The sequence below is a fragment of the Kitasatospora sp. NPDC059146 genome, assembly GCF_042786665.1.
GTDB lineage: Bacteria > Actinomycetota > Actinomycetes > Streptomycetales > Streptomycetaceae > Kitasatospora.
The window spans coordinates 13,513-30,057 of sequence record NZ_JBHZCY010000009.1 but is presented as its reverse complement, the minus strand read 5'-3'; the positions used below and the strand labels follow the sequence as shown (position 1 = coordinate 30,057).

The window sequence follows — 16,545 nt, the reverse complement described above, 5'->3', positions numbered from 1 at the left end:
TCTCCAACCCTCCCCCTACGATACGAACCATGCTCGCCTACGCTCCAGCCGCGCTGTTCTTCCTCCTGTTCGGAATCGGGGTACTGCGCGACCGACGCCAGTTCAGCAACGCCGTGCTGCTCGGCATCGCCGTCTCGCTCCTCTCGCTCGCCCTGCTCGCCGAACTCCGCAAAGCACCCACACTGGTGGCGGAGCTCGCGGCCGTGGCGATCGTCCTGCTGCCCACCGTCGGAACGGTGGCCCTGGTCTGGTTCCTGCTCTCCAACGGCGTGACGATGATCCGCAAGGAGGGCACCCGTCCGGCCAACCTGCTGTCCCTGCTGGCCGGGCTCGGCATCATCGCCGTGATCGCGCTGCTGGGCGCCGCCATCGTCACCCACTCACCGCGGCTCGCGATCCTGGCGGGGACCGCCGTCCTGGTGGTCGGCTACATCTCCTTCCTCTTCGTCTGCTTCGTCGGCTACGCCTTCCTGTACGGCCGCCACCGGCCCCGCCGGGACGTCGACTTCGTGGTCGTCCTCGGCTCCGGGCTGATCGGCGGCGAACGCGTGCCGCCGCTGCTCGCCAGCCGGCTCAACCGGGGCCGCGAGGTGTACGAGGCCCAGGCAGCGCGCGGCAACCCGCCGGTGCTGATCACCTCCGGTGGCCAGGGCCCGGACGAGAAGCTGCCGGAGTCCCACGCCATGGCCGACTACCTGGTCGAACGCGGCTTCCCCGCCGAGCACATCGAGCGGGAGGACCGCTCGCGCACCACCGAGGAGAACCTGCTGTTCAGCCGGGCCATCATGGAGCAGGCCAAGCCCGACTACCGCTGCGTCGTGGTGACCAACAACTTCCACGCCTTCCGGGCCGCGTTGACCGCCCGCAGGACCGGCGTGAACGGGCACGTCTTCGGCTCGCCCACCGCCCGGTACTACTGGCCGAGCGCGACCATCCGCGAGTTCGCGGCGGTCTTCCTCTCGCACAAGCTGGTCAACTTCGGCATCTGCGGCCTCCTCGCGCTCTGCGGGGTGCTGGCCGCGCTCTGAGCGGCCCTTGCCCGGCTTCCCTACTCCCCCTCCCCGTCGTTCCGACCGACCCGCAACCCGGCGAACAGGTCGGTCTCGACCGCACCCGTCCCGCCCTCGGCGCCTGCCTGGCCGGCCCCGCCCACCCCGACGGCACCTTCGGGACCGGCCGCGAAGCTGCGCGCCAGGTGGTAGTCCTCGGTCGGCCAGACCTCGCGTTCGACGTCCCGCGAGTGGGCCATGAAGGCCACCCCGGGCTGGACCTGGGTGGCGTGCGCCAGCATCGCCGCGTCCCGGACGGCGAACTGCTCGGCACAGGCGATCCGGGTGGTGGTCGCGAGGGCGGGCGGGGTATCGGGCCACCCGGCGAGCAGTTCGCCCATCGCCGAGGGGATGCCACGCTCCGTCATGGCGTCGTGGATCGTCTGGAACCAGGGCCGGGAGAGCGCCAGGTGGTAGTAGAGCTTCGCCGTCTGCCAGGGTTCGCCGGCCTCCGGGTGGCACTTCGGATCGGCGGCGGCCTCGAAGGCCTCCACGGCGGCCCGGTGGGTCATCACGTGGTCCGGGTGCGGGTACCCGCCGGTCTCGTCGTAGGTGATCAGGACGTGCGGACGGAACTCCCGGATCAGCCCGACCAGCGGCGCCGCCGCGACCTCCACCGGCTGGGCGGCGAAGCAGCCCTCCGGCAGCGGTTCGTCCGGGCCCGGCATCCCGGAGTCGACGAAGCCGAGGAACCGCTGCCGCACGCCGAGGATGTCGCGCGCGGCCGCCATCTCCTCGCGCCGGATCCGGGTGAGGTCGGCGCGGACCTCCGGGCGGTCCAGCTCCGGATTGAGCACCGACCCGCGCTCGCCTCCGGTGAAGGTGGCGACCAGGACGTCCACGCCCTCCGCGGCGTACCGGGCGAGGGTGGCCGCCCCCTTGCTGGACTCGTCGTCGGGGTGGGCGTGCACGGTGAGCAGACGCAGGCCGCCGGGGTGCTTGGTGAACACGGGTACCTCCAAGGTCGTGGTTCGGAAGGGAACTGCGGAATGATCTTCGGTCAGGCCGCCCTGCGGGCGGCGCCCGGGTAGAGCAGGGCCGGCGCGATCGAGAGCGCGGACAGGGCCAGCACCCACCAGAAGGTCGTGCCGAAGGCCGCGCCGGGAAGGCCCGGCTGCCCCGCCTGTGCGCGCTGGAGAACCAGCGTCAGCACCGCCGTACCGAGCGCTCCGCCGAGCCGGTTGAGCACGTTCACCGCGCCGGCGGCAGCGGGCACCTGGGCCTTGTCGACGCTCCCGTACACCGCCGCCATGCCGGGGATCACGGTGATGCCCATGCCCACCCCGCGCAGCGCCAGCGAGCCGACGACCAGCCAGTCCGCCGGGCCGGAGCCACGCCCCAGCTGGGTGAAGGCGAGGGTGCCGAGCAGCGAGCAGCCGATGCCGAGCAGGATCAGCGGGCGCGGCGCGACCCGGTCGGCTATTCGGCCGGAGAGCAGCGAGGTGACCGCCGTGCCGAGCGCCTGCGGCGCGAGCAGCAGCCCGGCCGCGACGGCGCCGGTGTGCTCCACCTGCTGGTAGTAGAGCGGCACCAGGAACATCGAGCTGTACAGCACGGCCCCTTGCAGGAAGCTGTTCGCCGTCGCCACCGCGAAGCCCCGCCGGGCGAACAGCCGCAGGTCGATCAGCGGGGCCCGGCCCGCACCGCGCCCGACCCGCAGCGCGTGCCACCCGTAGGCCACCAGCAGCACCGCCCCCGCCGCGGCCGCCACCCGGCCCGCCGCGCCGCCCCCGCCGATCGTGGCGAGCCCGTAGACCAGGGCGGCCAGACCGGGCGACAGCAGCGCCAGGCCCGTCACGTCCAGCCTGGGCGCCGGGAGTTCGGACCGCTCCGCGGCCGGGAGCCAGCGGGCCGCCAGCAGCACCGTCACCAGCCCGACCGGCACGTTGAGCAGGAACATCCAGCGCCAGTCCAGGTGCTCCAGCACCAGCCCGCCGAGGATCGGCCCCAGGACGGGAGCAAGACTGATCGGAAGCAGCAGCGTGCCCATCACCCGGCCGATCCGGGAGGGCCCGGCCGCCTGCACCATGATCGCCTGCCCGAGCGGCTGGATCATCCCGCCGCCGACGCCCTGCAGCACCCGGAAGGCGATCAGGCTGCCCGTCGACCAGGCGAGGCCGCACAGTGCGGACCCGAGCACGAACAGCACCACCGAGGCCAGCCAGGCCCGGCGGGCGCCGAACCGGCCGGCGGCCCAGCCCGAGAGCGGCATGGTCAGCGATATCGCCAGCAGGTAGCCCGTCGCCACCCACTGCACCGCCGCCACGGAGCTGTGCAGCTCACGGGTGACGGCATCGATGCCGACGTTCACGATCGTGGTGTCCAGCAGGGCCAGGACCGGGCCCAGCGCGAGCACCACCCCCGTCCTCATCAGGCCCGGCGGCAACGGCTCCGGCCTCGTCGACCGGACCGCCCCCAATCCGCTCTTCCTCGCGACCGAGACGGTCATGCGCCCTCCCCAGGCTCGTTCCTCGGCAGCCGCTCCGGCCGCCCGAGAAAGAACTTAGGACGGACCCATCCATTAGGTCAAGCCTAATTACTGTGACGGACCCAGCGAACTGCGCTAGGCTCACCGCCATGACCGACACCGGGACCGCCCCGAACCTCCGCGAGCTCAACAAGCGCCGCACCCGCGAGGCGATCTCGCACGCCGCGACCAGGCTCTTCATCGAGCGCGGCTTCGACCGCACGACCGTCGCCGAGGTGGCGACCGCGGCCGGGGTCGCCAAGATGACCGTCACCAACCACTTCCCGCGCAAGGAGGACCTCTTCTTCGACATGCACGAGGAGCTCGCCGGCCGGCTCGCCCGGACCGTCGCCGAGCGAGCTCCCGGCGAGTCCGCCCTCGCCGCGCTGCGCCGCGACTGCCTGGCCGGGCTCGACCGCCACGACCCCCGACTCGGCTTCTCCGGCCCGGACTTCGCCCGGACCGTCGCTGAGAGCCCCGCCCTCGGCGCACGACTGCGCGAACTGCACGAACTGAGCGAGACCGCACTCGCCGAGGCGCTCGCCGAGGCCGTGCACGCCATACCCGTCGACTTCGAGAGCCGGGTCGCCGCCGCCCTGCTCGCCGCCGTCGACCGGGCCGTGCTCGCCGAGGTCTTCCGCCGCACACTGGCCGGCGAGGACCACGCCGCCATCGCCGCCGCCGTCCGCCCCTCGGCCGTCCGGGCCTTTGACCGACTGGAGGGCACCCTCGGCTCGTACGCCGTCCGCGAGACGCGGGAGGGCCAGGTCGGCGGGAGCGCCGCGGAGAAGCGGGGGTGAGCCGGGATAGGACGGCCAGAGCTGCGACGGGTCATCGGCCCCGGCAGCGCTGAGCACCGGCAGCGGAGATGACGGACGCTCTTATCCTTCCCTTAGAACGTCCGCCTAGCGTCGCGTTCATGACGACGCCACACAGTGCATTCGGAGCCGTTGTCCTCACGGCCGTGACCCTGACGGCCACCGTCGGGGCGGCCGCCCCCGGCGAGGGCTCCACAGCTCCCGGCCCCGGCAAGGCCGCCACCACCGCCGCCAGCACCGCGCCCCACAGCCACGACCACGGCAAGGTGACGGACAACCTGTACATGTCGCTCGGCGCCTTCGAAGACGCCACGTCCGGCGCGGACCCGAAGGTCAAGGCCCTGATCGACCGTGCGGACATCGGCGGCGTCCAGGTGGTAGCCCCCTGGAAGGCCCTGGAGGGAAGGAAGGGGGAGTACAAGTGGTCACGACTGGAGAGCGCGCTGGACTACCTCCAGCAACGCCACAAGAAGTTGTTCGTCCAGATCCAGGACCGGTTCTTCGACGTGGCCGTGCAGGACGCCAACCTCCCCCAGTACGTGAAGGACGAGGGCGGCGTCACCCCGACGGTCGACGAGAACCCCGACAACCCGACCACCCACGGGGCCATGGCCGCACAGTGGAACACGGAGGTGCGAGCGGACTTCCAGGCCATGCTCAAGGCGATGGCGGAGAAGTTCGACGGCAGGCTCGCCGGGGTGAACCTTCCGGAGACCGCCGTCGAGGTGGACACCGAGAACGACCGGACCGGCTACACCTCGGCGTCCTACATCGATGCCGAGATCGACAACATGCGCTACGGCAGGAAGGTCTTCACCAGGACGCAGTTCATCCAGTACGTCAACTTCCTTCCGGACGACGACGACCACAAGCGCATGAAGGAGATGTTCGACCTCGCCAGGGAGAAGAGGATCGGCATCGGCGGCCCGGACACCCTGCCGGACCGGCCGTACCAGATGGAGAACTCCTACAAGTTCCTCCACGAATACCGGAACTCCCTCCCCCTCGTCGCGATGGCCGTCCAGGAACCCGACATCAACGCCAAGGACCCCAGGACCGGAAAGCCGTACACCCGCGAACGGTTCACGGACTTCGCACACGACTACCTCGGTGCACGCCAGATGTTTTGGACCGTCGAAGCGGACTGGCTGCAGCGACCCTCGGCCTGACACCCGCACGAGTGCGGCCACCGGCCGGACGGCACCCGATATGCTTCGCCGACCACATTCAGCGACGTGACGATGGGGTGAATGCGATGCCTCTTGAGGGCGAGTACGAGCCGAGTCCAGCACAGTGGGTACGCGATCAGGTCGAGTTGTACGAGAGTTCGGGCGGCACACAGGGGACGACGCTCTGGGAGACGGGCCTGCCCGTCATCATCCTCACGACGCGCGGCGCGAAGAGCGGCAAGATCCGCAAGACCCCCCTGATGCGCGTGGAACACGAGGGCCGGTACGCGGCCGTGGCCTCGAAGGGCGGCTCCCCGCACCACCCGGTCTGGTACTTCAACGTCACCTCGGACCCGCACGTGGAGCTCCAGGACGGTGCCGTGCGGCAGGACATGACGGCCCGTGAGGTCACGGGAGTCGAGAAGGCCGAGTGGTGGGAACGCGCGGTCGCCGCGTACCCGCCGTACGCCGAGTACCAGGAGAAGACCGACCGCGAGATCCCCGTCTTCGTACTGGAACCCGCACAGGACTAGACCGCCGAGGCCGCGTCACACGCCCGACCGCGCCATCCGGACCGGGGCCGGGACGGTGCCTTCGCCGAGCCCGCCCGGCCCGGTGGGTGCGTCCGGCCCGGCGGGTGCGTCCGCGCCGTCGAGCAGGAGCGCGGCGACCGCCCCCGGGGCCTCGCGCATCGCGTTGTGGCCGGTCGGCAGGTCGTGGACGGTCCAGCCCGGGTCGGCGAGCAGCCGGCTGCGCTGCCCGGCGAAGGGCGTACGGTCCTCCCATGCCGAGCAGTAGACGAACTCGCGGCGGGGGACGGCCGCGTGGGCGCCCGTCAGGTGGACCGTCTGCAGGAAGGCGGCGAGCGGGTGCGGGCGGCGGCGCGGGTCGCCGTCCGGCCGCCACGGGGGGCGGACGGCGTAGCCGGTGACGGCGGCACCGGCGACGAACGACTGCCGGTAGCCCTCGTTCATGAGGGACCAGCAGGAGTCGCCGTCGCGCGGCACGCAGGCGTCCAGGTACACCAGGCGGGAGACCCGGCCGTCGGCGCGGTCAGCGGCAGCCGTGATCACCATTCCGCCGTAGCTGTGACCGACCAGCGTGACGTCCTCCAGGTCGGCCCGCTCCAGCAGGCGGAGCACGTCGGCGGCATGGGTGTCCAGGTTGGCGGCGGCGATCGCGGCGGGATCGTCGTGGGGGTGCAGGCCGGTCAGGGTCAGGGCGTGGACGGCGTGACCGGCCCGCTCCAGCAGCGGAACCACCGCCTCGAACGCCCAGGCGCCGTGCCAACCACCGGGGACCAGAACGAACGTCGCCATGGGACTTCTCCTTCTCACACTGCTCGGCCGTGGCGCCGGAGGCCACCGCTCACGACCAGAAGTCTGGTCGCGGCGCGTCATGGCGTGCTACCGGTAGAGTGCCAATCGATGCCTGGTCCCCGCCAAGCCCGCCCGGAAGCCGGCGCCACGTCCCTGACCTGGCCCTCCGGCGGGCGTCACCTGTGGTCCTCCGGGGGTAGCAGCGAGGAACGGGTGCACGCGCGCGGGCACCTGGTGTACGCGGCCAGCGGCGTGCTGGTGCTGCACACCGAGAGCGGGACGTCGATCGTCCCGGCCAACCGGGTCGCCTGGACGCCGGCCGGATTCGCCCACCGCCACCGCGCCCACGGGGACACGGACATGCGGATCGTCTTCCTGCCGCCCTCCCTGGCCCGGCTGGTGCCGGGGCGTCCGGCGGTGTTCTGCGTCTCCGGTCTGGCGCGGGAGGTCCTGCTCGCCCTGACCGGCCCACGCGGTGACGGAAACCGAAGCGGGGGCCACAGCGGAGGCCAAGCCGGGGACAACGGCAAGGACGAAGAGGGCGGCATCGAGGGCGGAGCGGTGCCCGGTTACGGACGCGCCGCGCGTCAGCGCCTGCTGCGGGTCCTGGTCGAGGAACTGCGCGAGGCGGACGAAGAACCCCTGCACCTGCCGCACCCGCGCGACGACCGGCTGCGGGCGGTCGAGCGGATCCTGTCCGGAACGCCGGCCGACGCCACCACGCTGGCCGGGCTCGGCCGACAGGTCGGCGCCAGCTCCCGCACCCTGAGCCGGCTGCTGCGCGACGAACTCGGCATGACCTTCTACGAGTGGCGGACGCAGTTGCGCGTGCACCACGCGCTCGTCCTCCTGGCCGAGGGCCACGACATCACCCACACCGCCCATGCCTGCGGCTGGGCCAACCCGAGCGGCTTCATCGCCGCGTTCACCGACCTCGTCGGCACGACCCCGGGCCGCTACCGGTCCGGTCACTGACCCGAGCCGAGGTCGGGCCCACCGCTCCACACGACAAATTGACGAACCATCAGATCGATGCATGACGACGGCCCGCCGCGCGCAAGGAAGTTGCACGCAACGGGCCGCCGACAACGCGCCGTACGGGCGGGCTGCCCCCGCCCCGCGCGTCACCCACTCACACCTGCCACCGCAGAACCGGCCGACTCGGAGCCGAAGGCCCGGGCCGTCAACACGCCCTCCGGCAGGACAGGTTGGGCTGTGCGGGTCAGCGCACGGTCACGGTGAACACGGGCGAGGCGGTGTTCCCACTGACGATGCGCAGCTCGTTCAGGCCCTTGATGCCGAGCTTGACGCCGAGCGAGTAGGCGCCGTTGCGGTTGGTCTGCACGGAGGCGGGCAGGGAGACCCACTTGCCGTGCTGCTTCTGCTGGAGGGTGACCGTGCTGCCGGCCTTGAGGCCACTGGTGGTGCCGGTGACCCGGAACAGCTGCCAGGCGTCCACCGAACTGACCGACGGCTTGGCGGTGATGGAGGCGGACGCGGACACGGCGGCGGACGCCGGCGCGGCGTCGGAGGCGGAGGTGGAGACGACAACCGCGGTCGCGGTCGCGGGGAGGGCCGGCGTGGCCGCCATGGCGGTGCCCGCCGTTCCGACGAGCAGCGCGCCCAGGGTGACGACGGCGGCCAGGCGCAGGGAGTTCCGCTTGGAGACGATCACTGGTGGACCCCTTTCAGGGGAGGTGGTCGTTCGACCCGAAGCACGGTCGGTGCGATCGGGTGCTGTCATCAAGGAGGACGTCCCACCCGGCGCCACCGGTTGTGTGCGGAACGTCACTGTCATGTAACAGTCGCCTCGCCCGCCCGAACTCCCCAACCGGCAGTGCCGGTAGGCCCGTTCCAGCTCTCCCAAGGCCCCCTCCCGACCCCCGGGCCCCAGGTTCCTCAGCCCTGCGCCTGGACCGACTCCTCCCGCCGCCGACCGCCTGACACCCCCGCCGGGCGCCTCCGCCGGGCGCCTCCGCCGGGCGCCTCCGGGCAGCACGAAGGCCCGGTCGGCGCTGCCGGACCGGGAGTTGACGCCTGCGCGCCCTTCCACCACCCTTTCACTAATCGAATAGTGAAAGGGTACTTTCTCGATGCCCGTCGCCTTCGCACCGCTCGACCCATCGAGCCCATCGAGCCCATCGAGCCCATCGAGCCCATCGAGCCCACCGGGCCTGCAGAGCCCGCCCCGCCCGCGCCAACGCCTTCGCCCCACCCGCCTCCTGCACGTTGTCCGGCTCCCCCACCACCCCGCCGTCCTGGCCTGGGGCCTGGCCGCCGTCTTCGCCACGCTCTACACCTGCGTCGGCGTCAACCGCCACCGGCGAGGCCTCACCAAGGCCTACGACCTGGGGATCTTCGAGCAGGCCGTCCGGGCGTACGCCGACGGCCGGGCGCCGATCGTGCCGCTCAAAGCGCCCGGCTACGACCTCCTGGGCGATCACTTCCACCCGCTGCTCGCCGTCCTCGCCCCCGCCTACCGCGGGTTCCCGAGCCCGCTCACCCTGGTGGTCGCCCAGGCCCTGCTGATGGCGCTGGCCGTCGTCCCGCTCACCCGCTGGGCGCACCAGGTGGCCGGGCCCCGGGTGGCGCTGCTGGTCGGCTGCGCCACCGGGGCCTCCTGGGGGATCGTCCGGGCCGCGGCGGACGACTTCCACGAGATCGCGTTCGCCGTCCCGCTGCTCGCCTTCGCCGCCACCGCGCTCGGCCGGCGCCGACCACGCGCCGCCGCACTCTGGTCACTGCCGCTGCTGCTGGTGAAGGAGGACCTGGGGCTGACGGTGGCCGCCGTCGGCCTGCTGATCGCCCACCAGGCCCGGCAGGACCGACGCACTCCGCTGCCCGGACTCGCCCTCGCCCTCACCGGTGTCGCCGCGACCGCGCTCACCCTGCTCGTCGTCCTGCCCGCGTTCAACCCCAACGGGGGCTTCGACTACTGGCAGCAACTGGACGCCGGCGGCGGGCAGGCGGCCCCGCTCTGGACGCTCCCGCTCCGCCTCTGCTGGCCGCCGATCAAGTGGCTGCTGCTGTTCCTGCTGGCCGCGACCACCGGCTTCCTCGGCCTGCGCTCACCGCTCGCCCTGCTCTGCGCACCCACCCTGGCCTGGCGGCTGCTCTCGACCAACCCGCACTACTGGGGCGTCAGTTACCACTACAGCGCGGTACTGATGCCGATCGCGTTCGCCGCCCTGGTCGACGCCGTCCAGCGCGCCCACGCCAGCGACCGTGCCACCGGCGCGGACACGGGCCCGGCACCCGCCGCCCCCCGCCGGGTCCGGCGCGCCCTCGCCGTGACCGCCCTGGTGACGGTCGTGACGCTGCCGCTCTACCCGCTGCACGAGGTGGTGATGCCCGAGGCCTGGAGCACCTCACCCCGGCTCACCGAGACCCGGGCGATGCTCCGCCTGATACCCGACGACACCACCGTCGCCGCCTCCAACCGGCTCGCCGCCCAGCTCACCGGCCGGGCGGAGGTCACCCTGGTATGCCAGGACCCGGTCGGCCCCGGCCCGGACTGGGTGGCCGTCGACCTGCGCGATCCGAGCGTGCAGTCCCCGTGCGCCACCGCCGCCACCGCCCGCATGCTGGCCGCCTACCAGAGTCGGGGCTACCACCGACTGATCGACCGGGACGGCCTGCTGCTCCTCAAACACCCCTGAGCGACCCGCCGCCCGCCCGCCCGCTCGCCCGCGGGTCGGGCGGTCGGTCAGCATCACGATGATCCATGGAAAGGTGCCGTCATGCCGCTGAAAGCCCTTGCCTGCTACCGTCCGGATGATGAGGTGGACCCGTGATGAACCACCATGACCTCCAAGCTGTCAGCCCGTTGACACTCGCCTGGGCTCACCGGCAACTGGCGGCGGGCGAACGGATCGTCGGTACCGAAGTGCTGCACGGCGGCATCACCGCCGACGTCCGGAGGCTGACCGTCGCCACCCGGGACGGGGGCACCCGCGATCTGGTGCTGCGGTCGTTCGTCGACCCGTTCTCCGTGGAGCGCGCCGAGGACTGGCTGCGCAGGGAGTCCGGCGCCCTGACACTGCTGGCGGGGACCGGTGTGACGGCTCCCGGGCTGGTCGCGGTCGATCCGACCGCCGCGCACTGCGAGTACCCGTCGCTCCTCATGACACATCTGGCGGGCCGAACGGTCCTTGAGGACGAGGGACTGGAGACGCGCGTCCCGCTGCTGGCCCGGCAGCTCGTGGCGATCCACGCCGTGCGACCCGCCGAGCGGCCCCGGGAGTACGAGGCGTTGACGACCGCCGACACCGTCGTGGTGCCGAAGGGCGCCGACGCGGCGGCATGGGCCGCAGCGATCGACGTGATCCGCAGGCCCGCGCCGCGCTACGAAGGGCGGTTCCTGCACCGGGACTTCCAACCCGGCAACGTGCTGTTCCACGTGCCGTCCGACACCCCGTCCAACGCACCCGTCGACGCGCCGCCCGCGAGGTCAGCGGGTACGCGGATCACCGGCGTCGTCGACTGGGCCGCCGCCTCCTGGGGTCCGGCGGACCTCGATGTGGCGCACTGCTCCACCAATCTCGCGCTGCTGCACGGCCCGGCCTGGGGGCAGCGGTTCGCCGAGGCGTACGAGGAGGCCGGCGGGGTGCTGGCCTCGGCCGCGAGCGAGCGACTGTACTGGCAGGTTCGGGACCCCCTCGCCTGCTCGGAGGAAGTGCAGCTGGTGGCGCGGGCATGGCGGGATGCGGGGAGGGCGGAACTGACGACGCGAGCCGTGGAGGAACGGCTGGACGCCTACGTCACCGCCCTGATGGCCGCGTTGGGCTGAGCCGAGGCGGTCCGGGGCCCGACGGTCCCGCACGGACGTACCCCCGCCCCGGCTTGACCCGCGGGCCGCCGTGGTCCACCATTCCACTATTGAACTAGTGAAAGGCCGCAACGGGTGTGATCGAGTACCGCATCGATCGGCGCAGCGGGGTCTCCACGTACCAGCAGATCGTGCAGCAGACCAAGCAGGCCCTGCGACTGGGGATGCTGGAGCCCGGGGACAAGCTGCCGACCGCCCGCGAGGTGGTCGAACTGACCGCCATCAACCCCAACACCGTGCTCAAGGCCTACCGCGAACTCGAACGCGAGGGACTGGTCGAGCCCCGCCCGGGGCTCGGCACCTTCGTCCGACGTTCGCTCGCCCGGCCGGAGGCGGCGGCGGACGGACCGCTTCGCGCGGACCTCGTCGGCTGGGTGGACCGGGCCCGCGAGGCCGGGCTGGAACGCGAGGACATCGCCGCACTGATGGCATCCGCGCTGGAGCAACGCTTCGACGCCGGGGTTCCGCCGACGCCACCGAACTGACCCACGCCGGAACCCACGCCGGACCGCACGCCCGACATGCACGCCCGAACCGGACACCGGAAACGGGCACCGGAAACGGGCGGCCGGCCGGCCGGCCGCACCGAACAGCCACACACCACAGCCGTACGCCGGGCCGCCCGGCAGCACCGAACCGAGAACAGTGGGGGGACCGGGTGAACGACCCGACAACCGTGACTCCGGCGTTGGAGGCCGTCGGACTGGGCAGGCGGTACCGGGGCGAATGGGCCCTGAACGCCTGCGACTTCACCGTCCCGACCGGACGGATCTGCGGGGTGGTCGGCCCCAACGGCGCGGGCAAGAGCACCCTGCTCTCCCTCGCCGCCCGCCAACTCATTCCCACCGAGGGTGAGTTGCGAGTGTTCGGCGCGACCGCCGACACCCGTGAGGAACGCGCCCGGGTCGCCTACGTGGCACAGGACAAGCCGCTCTACCCGGGGCTCACCGTGGCCGAGACCCTCCGGATGGGCCGCGAGCTCAATCCGGTCTGGGACGAGGAGACCGTCGAACAGATCGTCGACCAGGGCGAGTTGCGCCTCAGGGCCCGGATCGGCTCGCTGTCCGGCGGGCAGCGCACCCGGGTCTCGCTGGCGCTCGCCCTCGGCAAGCGCCCCGACCTGCTGCTGCTCGACGAGCCGATGGCCGACCTCGACCCGCTCGCCCGGCACCAGCTCATGGGCACCCTGATGTCGGCCGCCGCCGAGCGCGGCACGACCATCGTGGTGTCCTCGCACATCCTCCCGGAGCTAGACGGCGTGATCGACCACCTGCTGCTGGTCCAGCGCGGACGGATCCGGCTCTCCGGCGACCTGGACGACATCCTCGCGGGGCACCAGCTGCTCACCGGCCCCGCCGGGGGCGCCGACCTCCCGCCCGGTCTGGTGGTCGAGCAGCGGTCCGCCGGCCGCCGGCTGACCGCACTGGTGCGCACCGGCGAGCCGCTGGACGGTCCCTGGGAGACCGAACGGCCCAGCCTGGACGAGCTGCTGCTCGGCTACCTCCGCGCCCCGGCCGAACCGACCCCGACCAGGCCCGCACCTGCCGAGCCCGCCCCGGGCACCACCGGCACCGCCCCGGCGAACGACGAGAAGGCAGCATGAGCACGGACGTCCTGACCGACCCCGCGAAGCCCGCTCCCGCCCCCGGGTCCGCCACCCCGGACCGGTCCGGAACCCCCCGACTGCGCGGCCTGCTCTGGCTGACGTGGCGTCAGAATCGGCTTCTGCTCTGGGTCCTGGCGGCACTGCTGGTCCTGCTGGCGGCCGACCTCCTGTGGATCCACGTCGTCGCCCAGCACATCACGGGCGCGCTGCGGCGGACGGGCTGCTACAGCCCCGAGAGCTGGGACAGCAACAAGTGCTGGATCCTCCTCTCGCCGATCAACCGACCGAACTTCTGGTTCGTCTCCGTGCTCCAGCCGGTGGTCACCGCCGTCCCGCTGTTGATCGGCGTGTTCGTCGGCGCTCCGCTGCTGGCCCAGGAGCACGAGCGCGGCACGATCCGCCTGATCCGTGCCCAGTCCGTCGGTCCTGTGCGCTGGCTGGCCGCCCGCCTCGCGGTGCCGGGACTCGCGGTGCTGGCCGTCACCGGCGTGCTCGCCTCGCTGATGACCTGGGTGTGGTGGACGGACATCGTGCACGGTCCGGTGGCCTTCGACCCGCCGTTCCAGTTCTTCACCTACCCGGCCCTCGGCATCGCACCGGTCGCCTGGTCCCTGTTCGCGCTGGCCCTGGGCGTCCTGGTCGGCCAGGTGCTGCGCCGGACGCTGCCCGCGATGTTCCTCACCGGCGCCCTGGTCGCGGTGACCCACGGCCTGGTCCGCTGGGCGCGCCCGTCCTTCTACCCCACCGTCGACGTCGTGGCCCCCCTCCGGGCCATGCAGCCCACCAACGCGTGGCTGGTCGACACGAAGACCGTCCTGCCCGACGGCAGCCGGGTCGACTCCGTCGCGTGCATCGAGACGCATCGGTGCGACGGGGCCACCGGCACCTGGCTGAGCTACCACCCCTCCTCCCACCTCGTCCCGGTCCAACTCGTCGAGGCCGGAATCCTGTTGGTGCTCACCGCCCTCGCCCTGGCGGCCGCCTTCCGCCTCGTCCGCCGGTAGCCCTCCCGCCGCTCTCCTACAGCCCCGGGGCCGGGCACCACCCCCCTCCCCACCTGCGGCGCACTTGACGAAAGGTTGACCTGTTCACGGCAGATAGTTGACGACCGGCGCCCCTATGGTCGGCCCATGCCCTCACAGCCCATCAGGCCGACCGCCCTGCCGGTCCTCCCCTACCGCAAGCCCACCCGCGGCCGGGACTACTGGGTCCTGGACAACGTCCTGCCCGACCCGGACGCCGTCCGCGAGCGCGTCCTGGCCCGCGGCGACTGGACCGAGGGCTACCCGTACCGCCCCGAGACCTGGCCCGGCCTGCGCACCATGCCCGGCCTGGAACCGGACGAGCTGGCCCGGGTCGAGGCCCAGGTCCGCAAGGCCACCGGCGCCTCCCGGCTCTGGGTGCAGAGCACCCCCGGCGGCGGCACGCTCAACCACAACTGCGTCCAGGTCGTCGGCGCCGGGGAGTCGGAGTCCCGCCCGCACACCGACTCCCGCGCGCTCTGCCGCTACGCCGCCGTGCTCTACCTGAGCCCCGGCGCCCCCAAGGACGCCGGCACCAGCTTCTACCGCCAGCAGTTCCCCGGCGGCCGCCTCGGGGGCAACCTGGTCAACGCCCCGCACAACAACCTGGTCGAGGCGCTCGGCACCCGGCACGTCCCCGCCGACCACTTCACCGAGGACGTCCGGGTCCCCAACCGCTACAACCAACTGCTCCTCTACCACGCCAACCTGATCCACAGCGCCACCGACTACTACGGCGCGGAGCTGGCGGACCGCCGGATGACCGCCGTGTTCTTCTGGATGGCCTGACGGATGGCCTGATGGCTGGCCCGACGGATGGCCCGACGGATGGCCCGACCGGCTGGCCCGACCGGCTGACCACGCCGGGCCGTGACCCCGCGGACCGGTTCGAGCGGCGCCCGCCCGGGGACGCTCCCCGCATGAACCCCGACGCCGTACCCCCCACCGAGACGGTCCGCCCCGACTGGGCCGCCATCGACCGGCTGCCCACCGCCGACCTGCTCCGCCTGATGAACGCCGAGGACCGCGCCGTCCCCGTGACCGTCGCCGGGCAGCTGGCGCGGATCGCCGCCGTGGTCGACGCCGCGGCGGCGAGGATGGCGCGCGGCGGGCGGCTGGTCTACGCCGGTGCGGGCACGGCCGGGCGGCTCGGGGTGCTGGACGCCGCCGAGTGCCCGCCGACCTTCGGCACCGACCCCGGGCTGGTGGTGGGCCTGATCGCGGGCGGCCGGAGCGCCGTGACGGAGGCCGCCGAGGGCGCCGAGGACCGCACCGACCTCGCCGAGGCCGACGTGGCGGCGCTCGCCCTGACCCCGGACGACACCCTGGTGGGCGTCTCCGCCTCGGGTCGCACCCCGTACGCGCTCGCCGCCGTGGGCGCCGCCCGGGCGGCCGGGGCGCTGACCGTCGGGCTGGCCTGCAACCGCGGCTCGGCGCTGGTGGCGGCGGCGGAGCTGGGGATCGAGGTGGAGGTCGGCCCCGAGGTGCTGGCCGGCTCCACCCGGTTGAAGGCGGGCACCGCGCAGAAGCTGGTGCTCAACATGCTGTCCACGGCGGTGATGATCCGCCTCGGCCGGACGTACGGAAACCTGATGGTCGATCTGCGGGCCACCAACGTCAAACTCCGCGAGCGCGCCCGCCGGATCGTCGCGGAGGCCACCGGCGCCGACGCCCCGACGGTCGACCGCGCCCTCACCGCCACCGACGGCCGGACGAAGGACGCCGTCCTGCTGCTGCTCGCCGACGTGGACGCACCCACCGCCGCCCGGCTCCTCACGGCCTCGGCCGGACGGCTCCGCGACGCCCTCGAACTCGCCCGCCGCCAGCGCCCGTTGCCCGGCCCGGACCCGCTGGAACCCGGCAGGGTCTGACCGGGCGGCCACGACCACCTCACGCGGGGAACACGGGGTCCCCGTCCTCGCCGGTCCACGGCCACCGGTCCGGCTCCCGGCCGAGGGCCCGCCAGACGGCGTGTGCGGCGGCGAACTTCACGTCACCGGGGCCGGTGTCCGCCGGGGCCGTGACGATCTCCACGACCGAGACGAGGACGCCACGGGCCTCCTCGGGCAGCCGCATCAGCGCGTACCGGGCGCCGTCCCGCGCCTCCTCCCGGAACCGTTCCGCCTCTGCGCAGCCGGCGCCCACCGCGATCCCGAAGGACGCTCCGCGCCCGCCGGACACCTCGGCGACGACCCGCACCGCCGGTCCGGCGGCCACAGCGACGTGCACGGTCACCTGGGCGTAGCGCGACCATCGAGCGGTCTGGC

The 16,545-nt window shown here is 72.8% G+C and carries 17 protein-coding genes; 12 read left to right on the top strand and 5 right to left on the bottom strand.

The genetic code is table 11. The features are described from left to right. The first annotated feature begins 29 nt into the window (after positions 1–29). Positions 30–1,028, top strand: a complete 999-nt coding sequence (locus tag ACFXPX_RS05920) for a YdcF family protein (protein WP_380587651.1) — start codon at positions 30–32, stop codon at positions 1,026–1,028. 20 nt (positions 1,029–1,048) lie between these two features. On the opposite strand, the gene mca is transcribed toward ACFXPX_RS05920, so the two are convergent. Beyond that, on the bottom strand, positions 1,049–1,999 hold the full coding sequence (gene mca / locus ACFXPX_RS05915; RefSeq protein ID WP_380639707.1) for a mycothiol conjugate amidase Mca: 951 nt from the start codon (positions 1,997–1,999) through the stop codon (positions 1,049–1,051). A gap of 50 nt (positions 2,000–2,049) precedes the next feature. Then, positions 2,050–3,498: an MDR family MFS transporter gene (locus tag ACFXPX_RS05910; RefSeq protein ID WP_380639705.1), complete on the bottom strand. Its 1,449-nt coding sequence runs from the start codon at positions 3,496–3,498 to the stop codon at positions 2,050–2,052. Positions 3,499–3,626: 128 nt separating this feature from the next. Here ACFXPX_RS05910 and ACFXPX_RS05905 point away from each other — a divergent pair, with 128 nt between their 5' ends. The 3 genes from ACFXPX_RS05905 to ACFXPX_RS05895 all read left to right on the top strand — a co-directional run bounded on the left by ACFXPX_RS05905 (position 3,627) and on the right by ACFXPX_RS05895 (position 6,036). Beyond that, entirely contained in the window at positions 3,627–4,316 is a 690-nt protein-coding gene (locus tag ACFXPX_RS05905) for a TetR/AcrR family transcriptional regulator (protein ID WP_380639703.1), read from the top strand. A gap of 164 nt (positions 4,317–4,480) precedes the next feature. Continuing rightward, positions 4,481–5,503 (top strand): hypothetical protein, encoded by a 1,023-nt coding sequence (locus ACFXPX_RS05900; RefSeq protein WP_380525535.1) that lies wholly within the window; start codon positions 4,481–4,483, stop codon positions 5,501–5,503. A gap of 86 nt (positions 5,504–5,589) precedes the next feature. After that, entirely contained in the window at positions 5,590–6,036 is a 447-nt protein-coding gene (locus ACFXPX_RS05895) for a nitroreductase family deazaflavin-dependent oxidoreductase (RefSeq protein ID WP_380525536.1), read from the top strand. A gap of 15 nt (positions 6,037–6,051) precedes the next feature. On the opposite strand, the gene ACFXPX_RS05890 is transcribed toward ACFXPX_RS05895, so the two are convergent. Further along, entirely contained in the window at positions 6,052–6,822 is a 771-nt protein-coding gene (locus tag ACFXPX_RS05890) for an alpha/beta fold hydrolase (RefSeq protein ID WP_380639701.1), read from the bottom strand. 213 nt (positions 6,823–7,035) lie between these two features. On the opposite strand from ACFXPX_RS05890, the gene ACFXPX_RS05885 reads away from it, so the two are divergent. Further along, positions 7,036–7,797: an AraC family transcriptional regulator gene (locus ACFXPX_RS05885; RefSeq protein ID WP_380639699.1), complete on the top strand. Its 762-nt coding sequence runs from the start codon at positions 7,036–7,038 to the stop codon at positions 7,795–7,797. 247 nt (positions 7,798–8,044) lie between these two features. On the opposite strand, the gene ACFXPX_RS05880 is transcribed toward ACFXPX_RS05885, so the two are convergent. Next, on the bottom strand, positions 8,045–8,494 hold the full coding sequence (locus tag ACFXPX_RS05880; protein ID WP_380639770.1) for a hypothetical protein: 450 nt from the start codon (positions 8,492–8,494) through the stop codon (positions 8,045–8,047). Between the two features lie 421 nt (positions 8,495–8,915). On the opposite strand from ACFXPX_RS05880, the gene ACFXPX_RS05875 reads away from it, so the two are divergent. From ACFXPX_RS05875 to murQ, 7 genes are all read left to right on the top strand, one after another. Next, positions 8,916–10,481: a DUF2079 domain-containing protein gene (locus tag ACFXPX_RS05875; protein ID WP_380639697.1), complete on the top strand. Its 1,566-nt coding sequence runs from the start codon at positions 8,916–8,918 to the stop codon at positions 10,479–10,481. Positions 10,482–10,615: 134 nt separating this feature from the next. Next, on the top strand, positions 10,616–11,611 hold the full coding sequence (locus ACFXPX_RS05870; protein WP_380639696.1) for a phosphotransferase family protein: 996 nt from the start codon (positions 10,616–10,618) through the stop codon (positions 11,609–11,611). Positions 11,612–11,727: 116 nt separating this feature from the next. After that, positions 11,728–12,135, top strand: a complete 408-nt coding sequence (locus ACFXPX_RS05865; RefSeq protein ID WP_380402340.1) for a GntR family transcriptional regulator — start codon at positions 11,728–11,730, stop codon at positions 12,133–12,135. A gap of 173 nt (positions 12,136–12,308) precedes the next feature. Continuing rightward, entirely contained in the window at positions 12,309–13,253 is a 945-nt protein-coding gene (locus tag ACFXPX_RS05860) for an ABC transporter ATP-binding protein (protein WP_380639694.1), read from the top strand. Further along, positions 13,250–14,260: a hypothetical protein gene (locus tag ACFXPX_RS05855; RefSeq protein WP_380525542.1), complete on the top strand. Its 1,011-nt coding sequence runs from the start codon at positions 13,250–13,252 to the stop codon at positions 14,258–14,260. The genes ACFXPX_RS05860 and ACFXPX_RS05855 overlap by 4 nt, the downstream gene beginning before the upstream one ends. Before the next feature lie 126 nt (positions 14,261–14,386). Further along, a complete protein-coding gene (locus tag ACFXPX_RS05850) occupies positions 14,387–15,067 on the top strand; it encodes a DUF6445 family protein (RefSeq protein WP_380587683.1) in 681 nt (226 codons plus the stop codon). A 131-nt stretch (positions 15,068–15,198) separates the two neighbouring features. After that, positions 15,199–16,149: an N-acetylmuramic acid 6-phosphate etherase gene (gene murQ, locus ACFXPX_RS05845; RefSeq protein ID WP_380639692.1), complete on the top strand. Its 951-nt coding sequence runs from the start codon at positions 15,199–15,201 to the stop codon at positions 16,147–16,149. A gap of 19 nt (positions 16,150–16,168) precedes the next feature. On the opposite strand, the gene ACFXPX_RS05840 is transcribed toward murQ, so the two are convergent. Further along, positions 16,169–16,507 carry a hypothetical protein gene (locus tag ACFXPX_RS05840; protein WP_380525544.1) on the bottom strand — a complete coding sequence of 113 codons (339 nt, stop codon included), beginning with the start codon at positions 16,505–16,507 and terminating at the stop codon, positions 16,169–16,171. Positions 16,508–16,545: the final 38 nt, after the last annotated feature.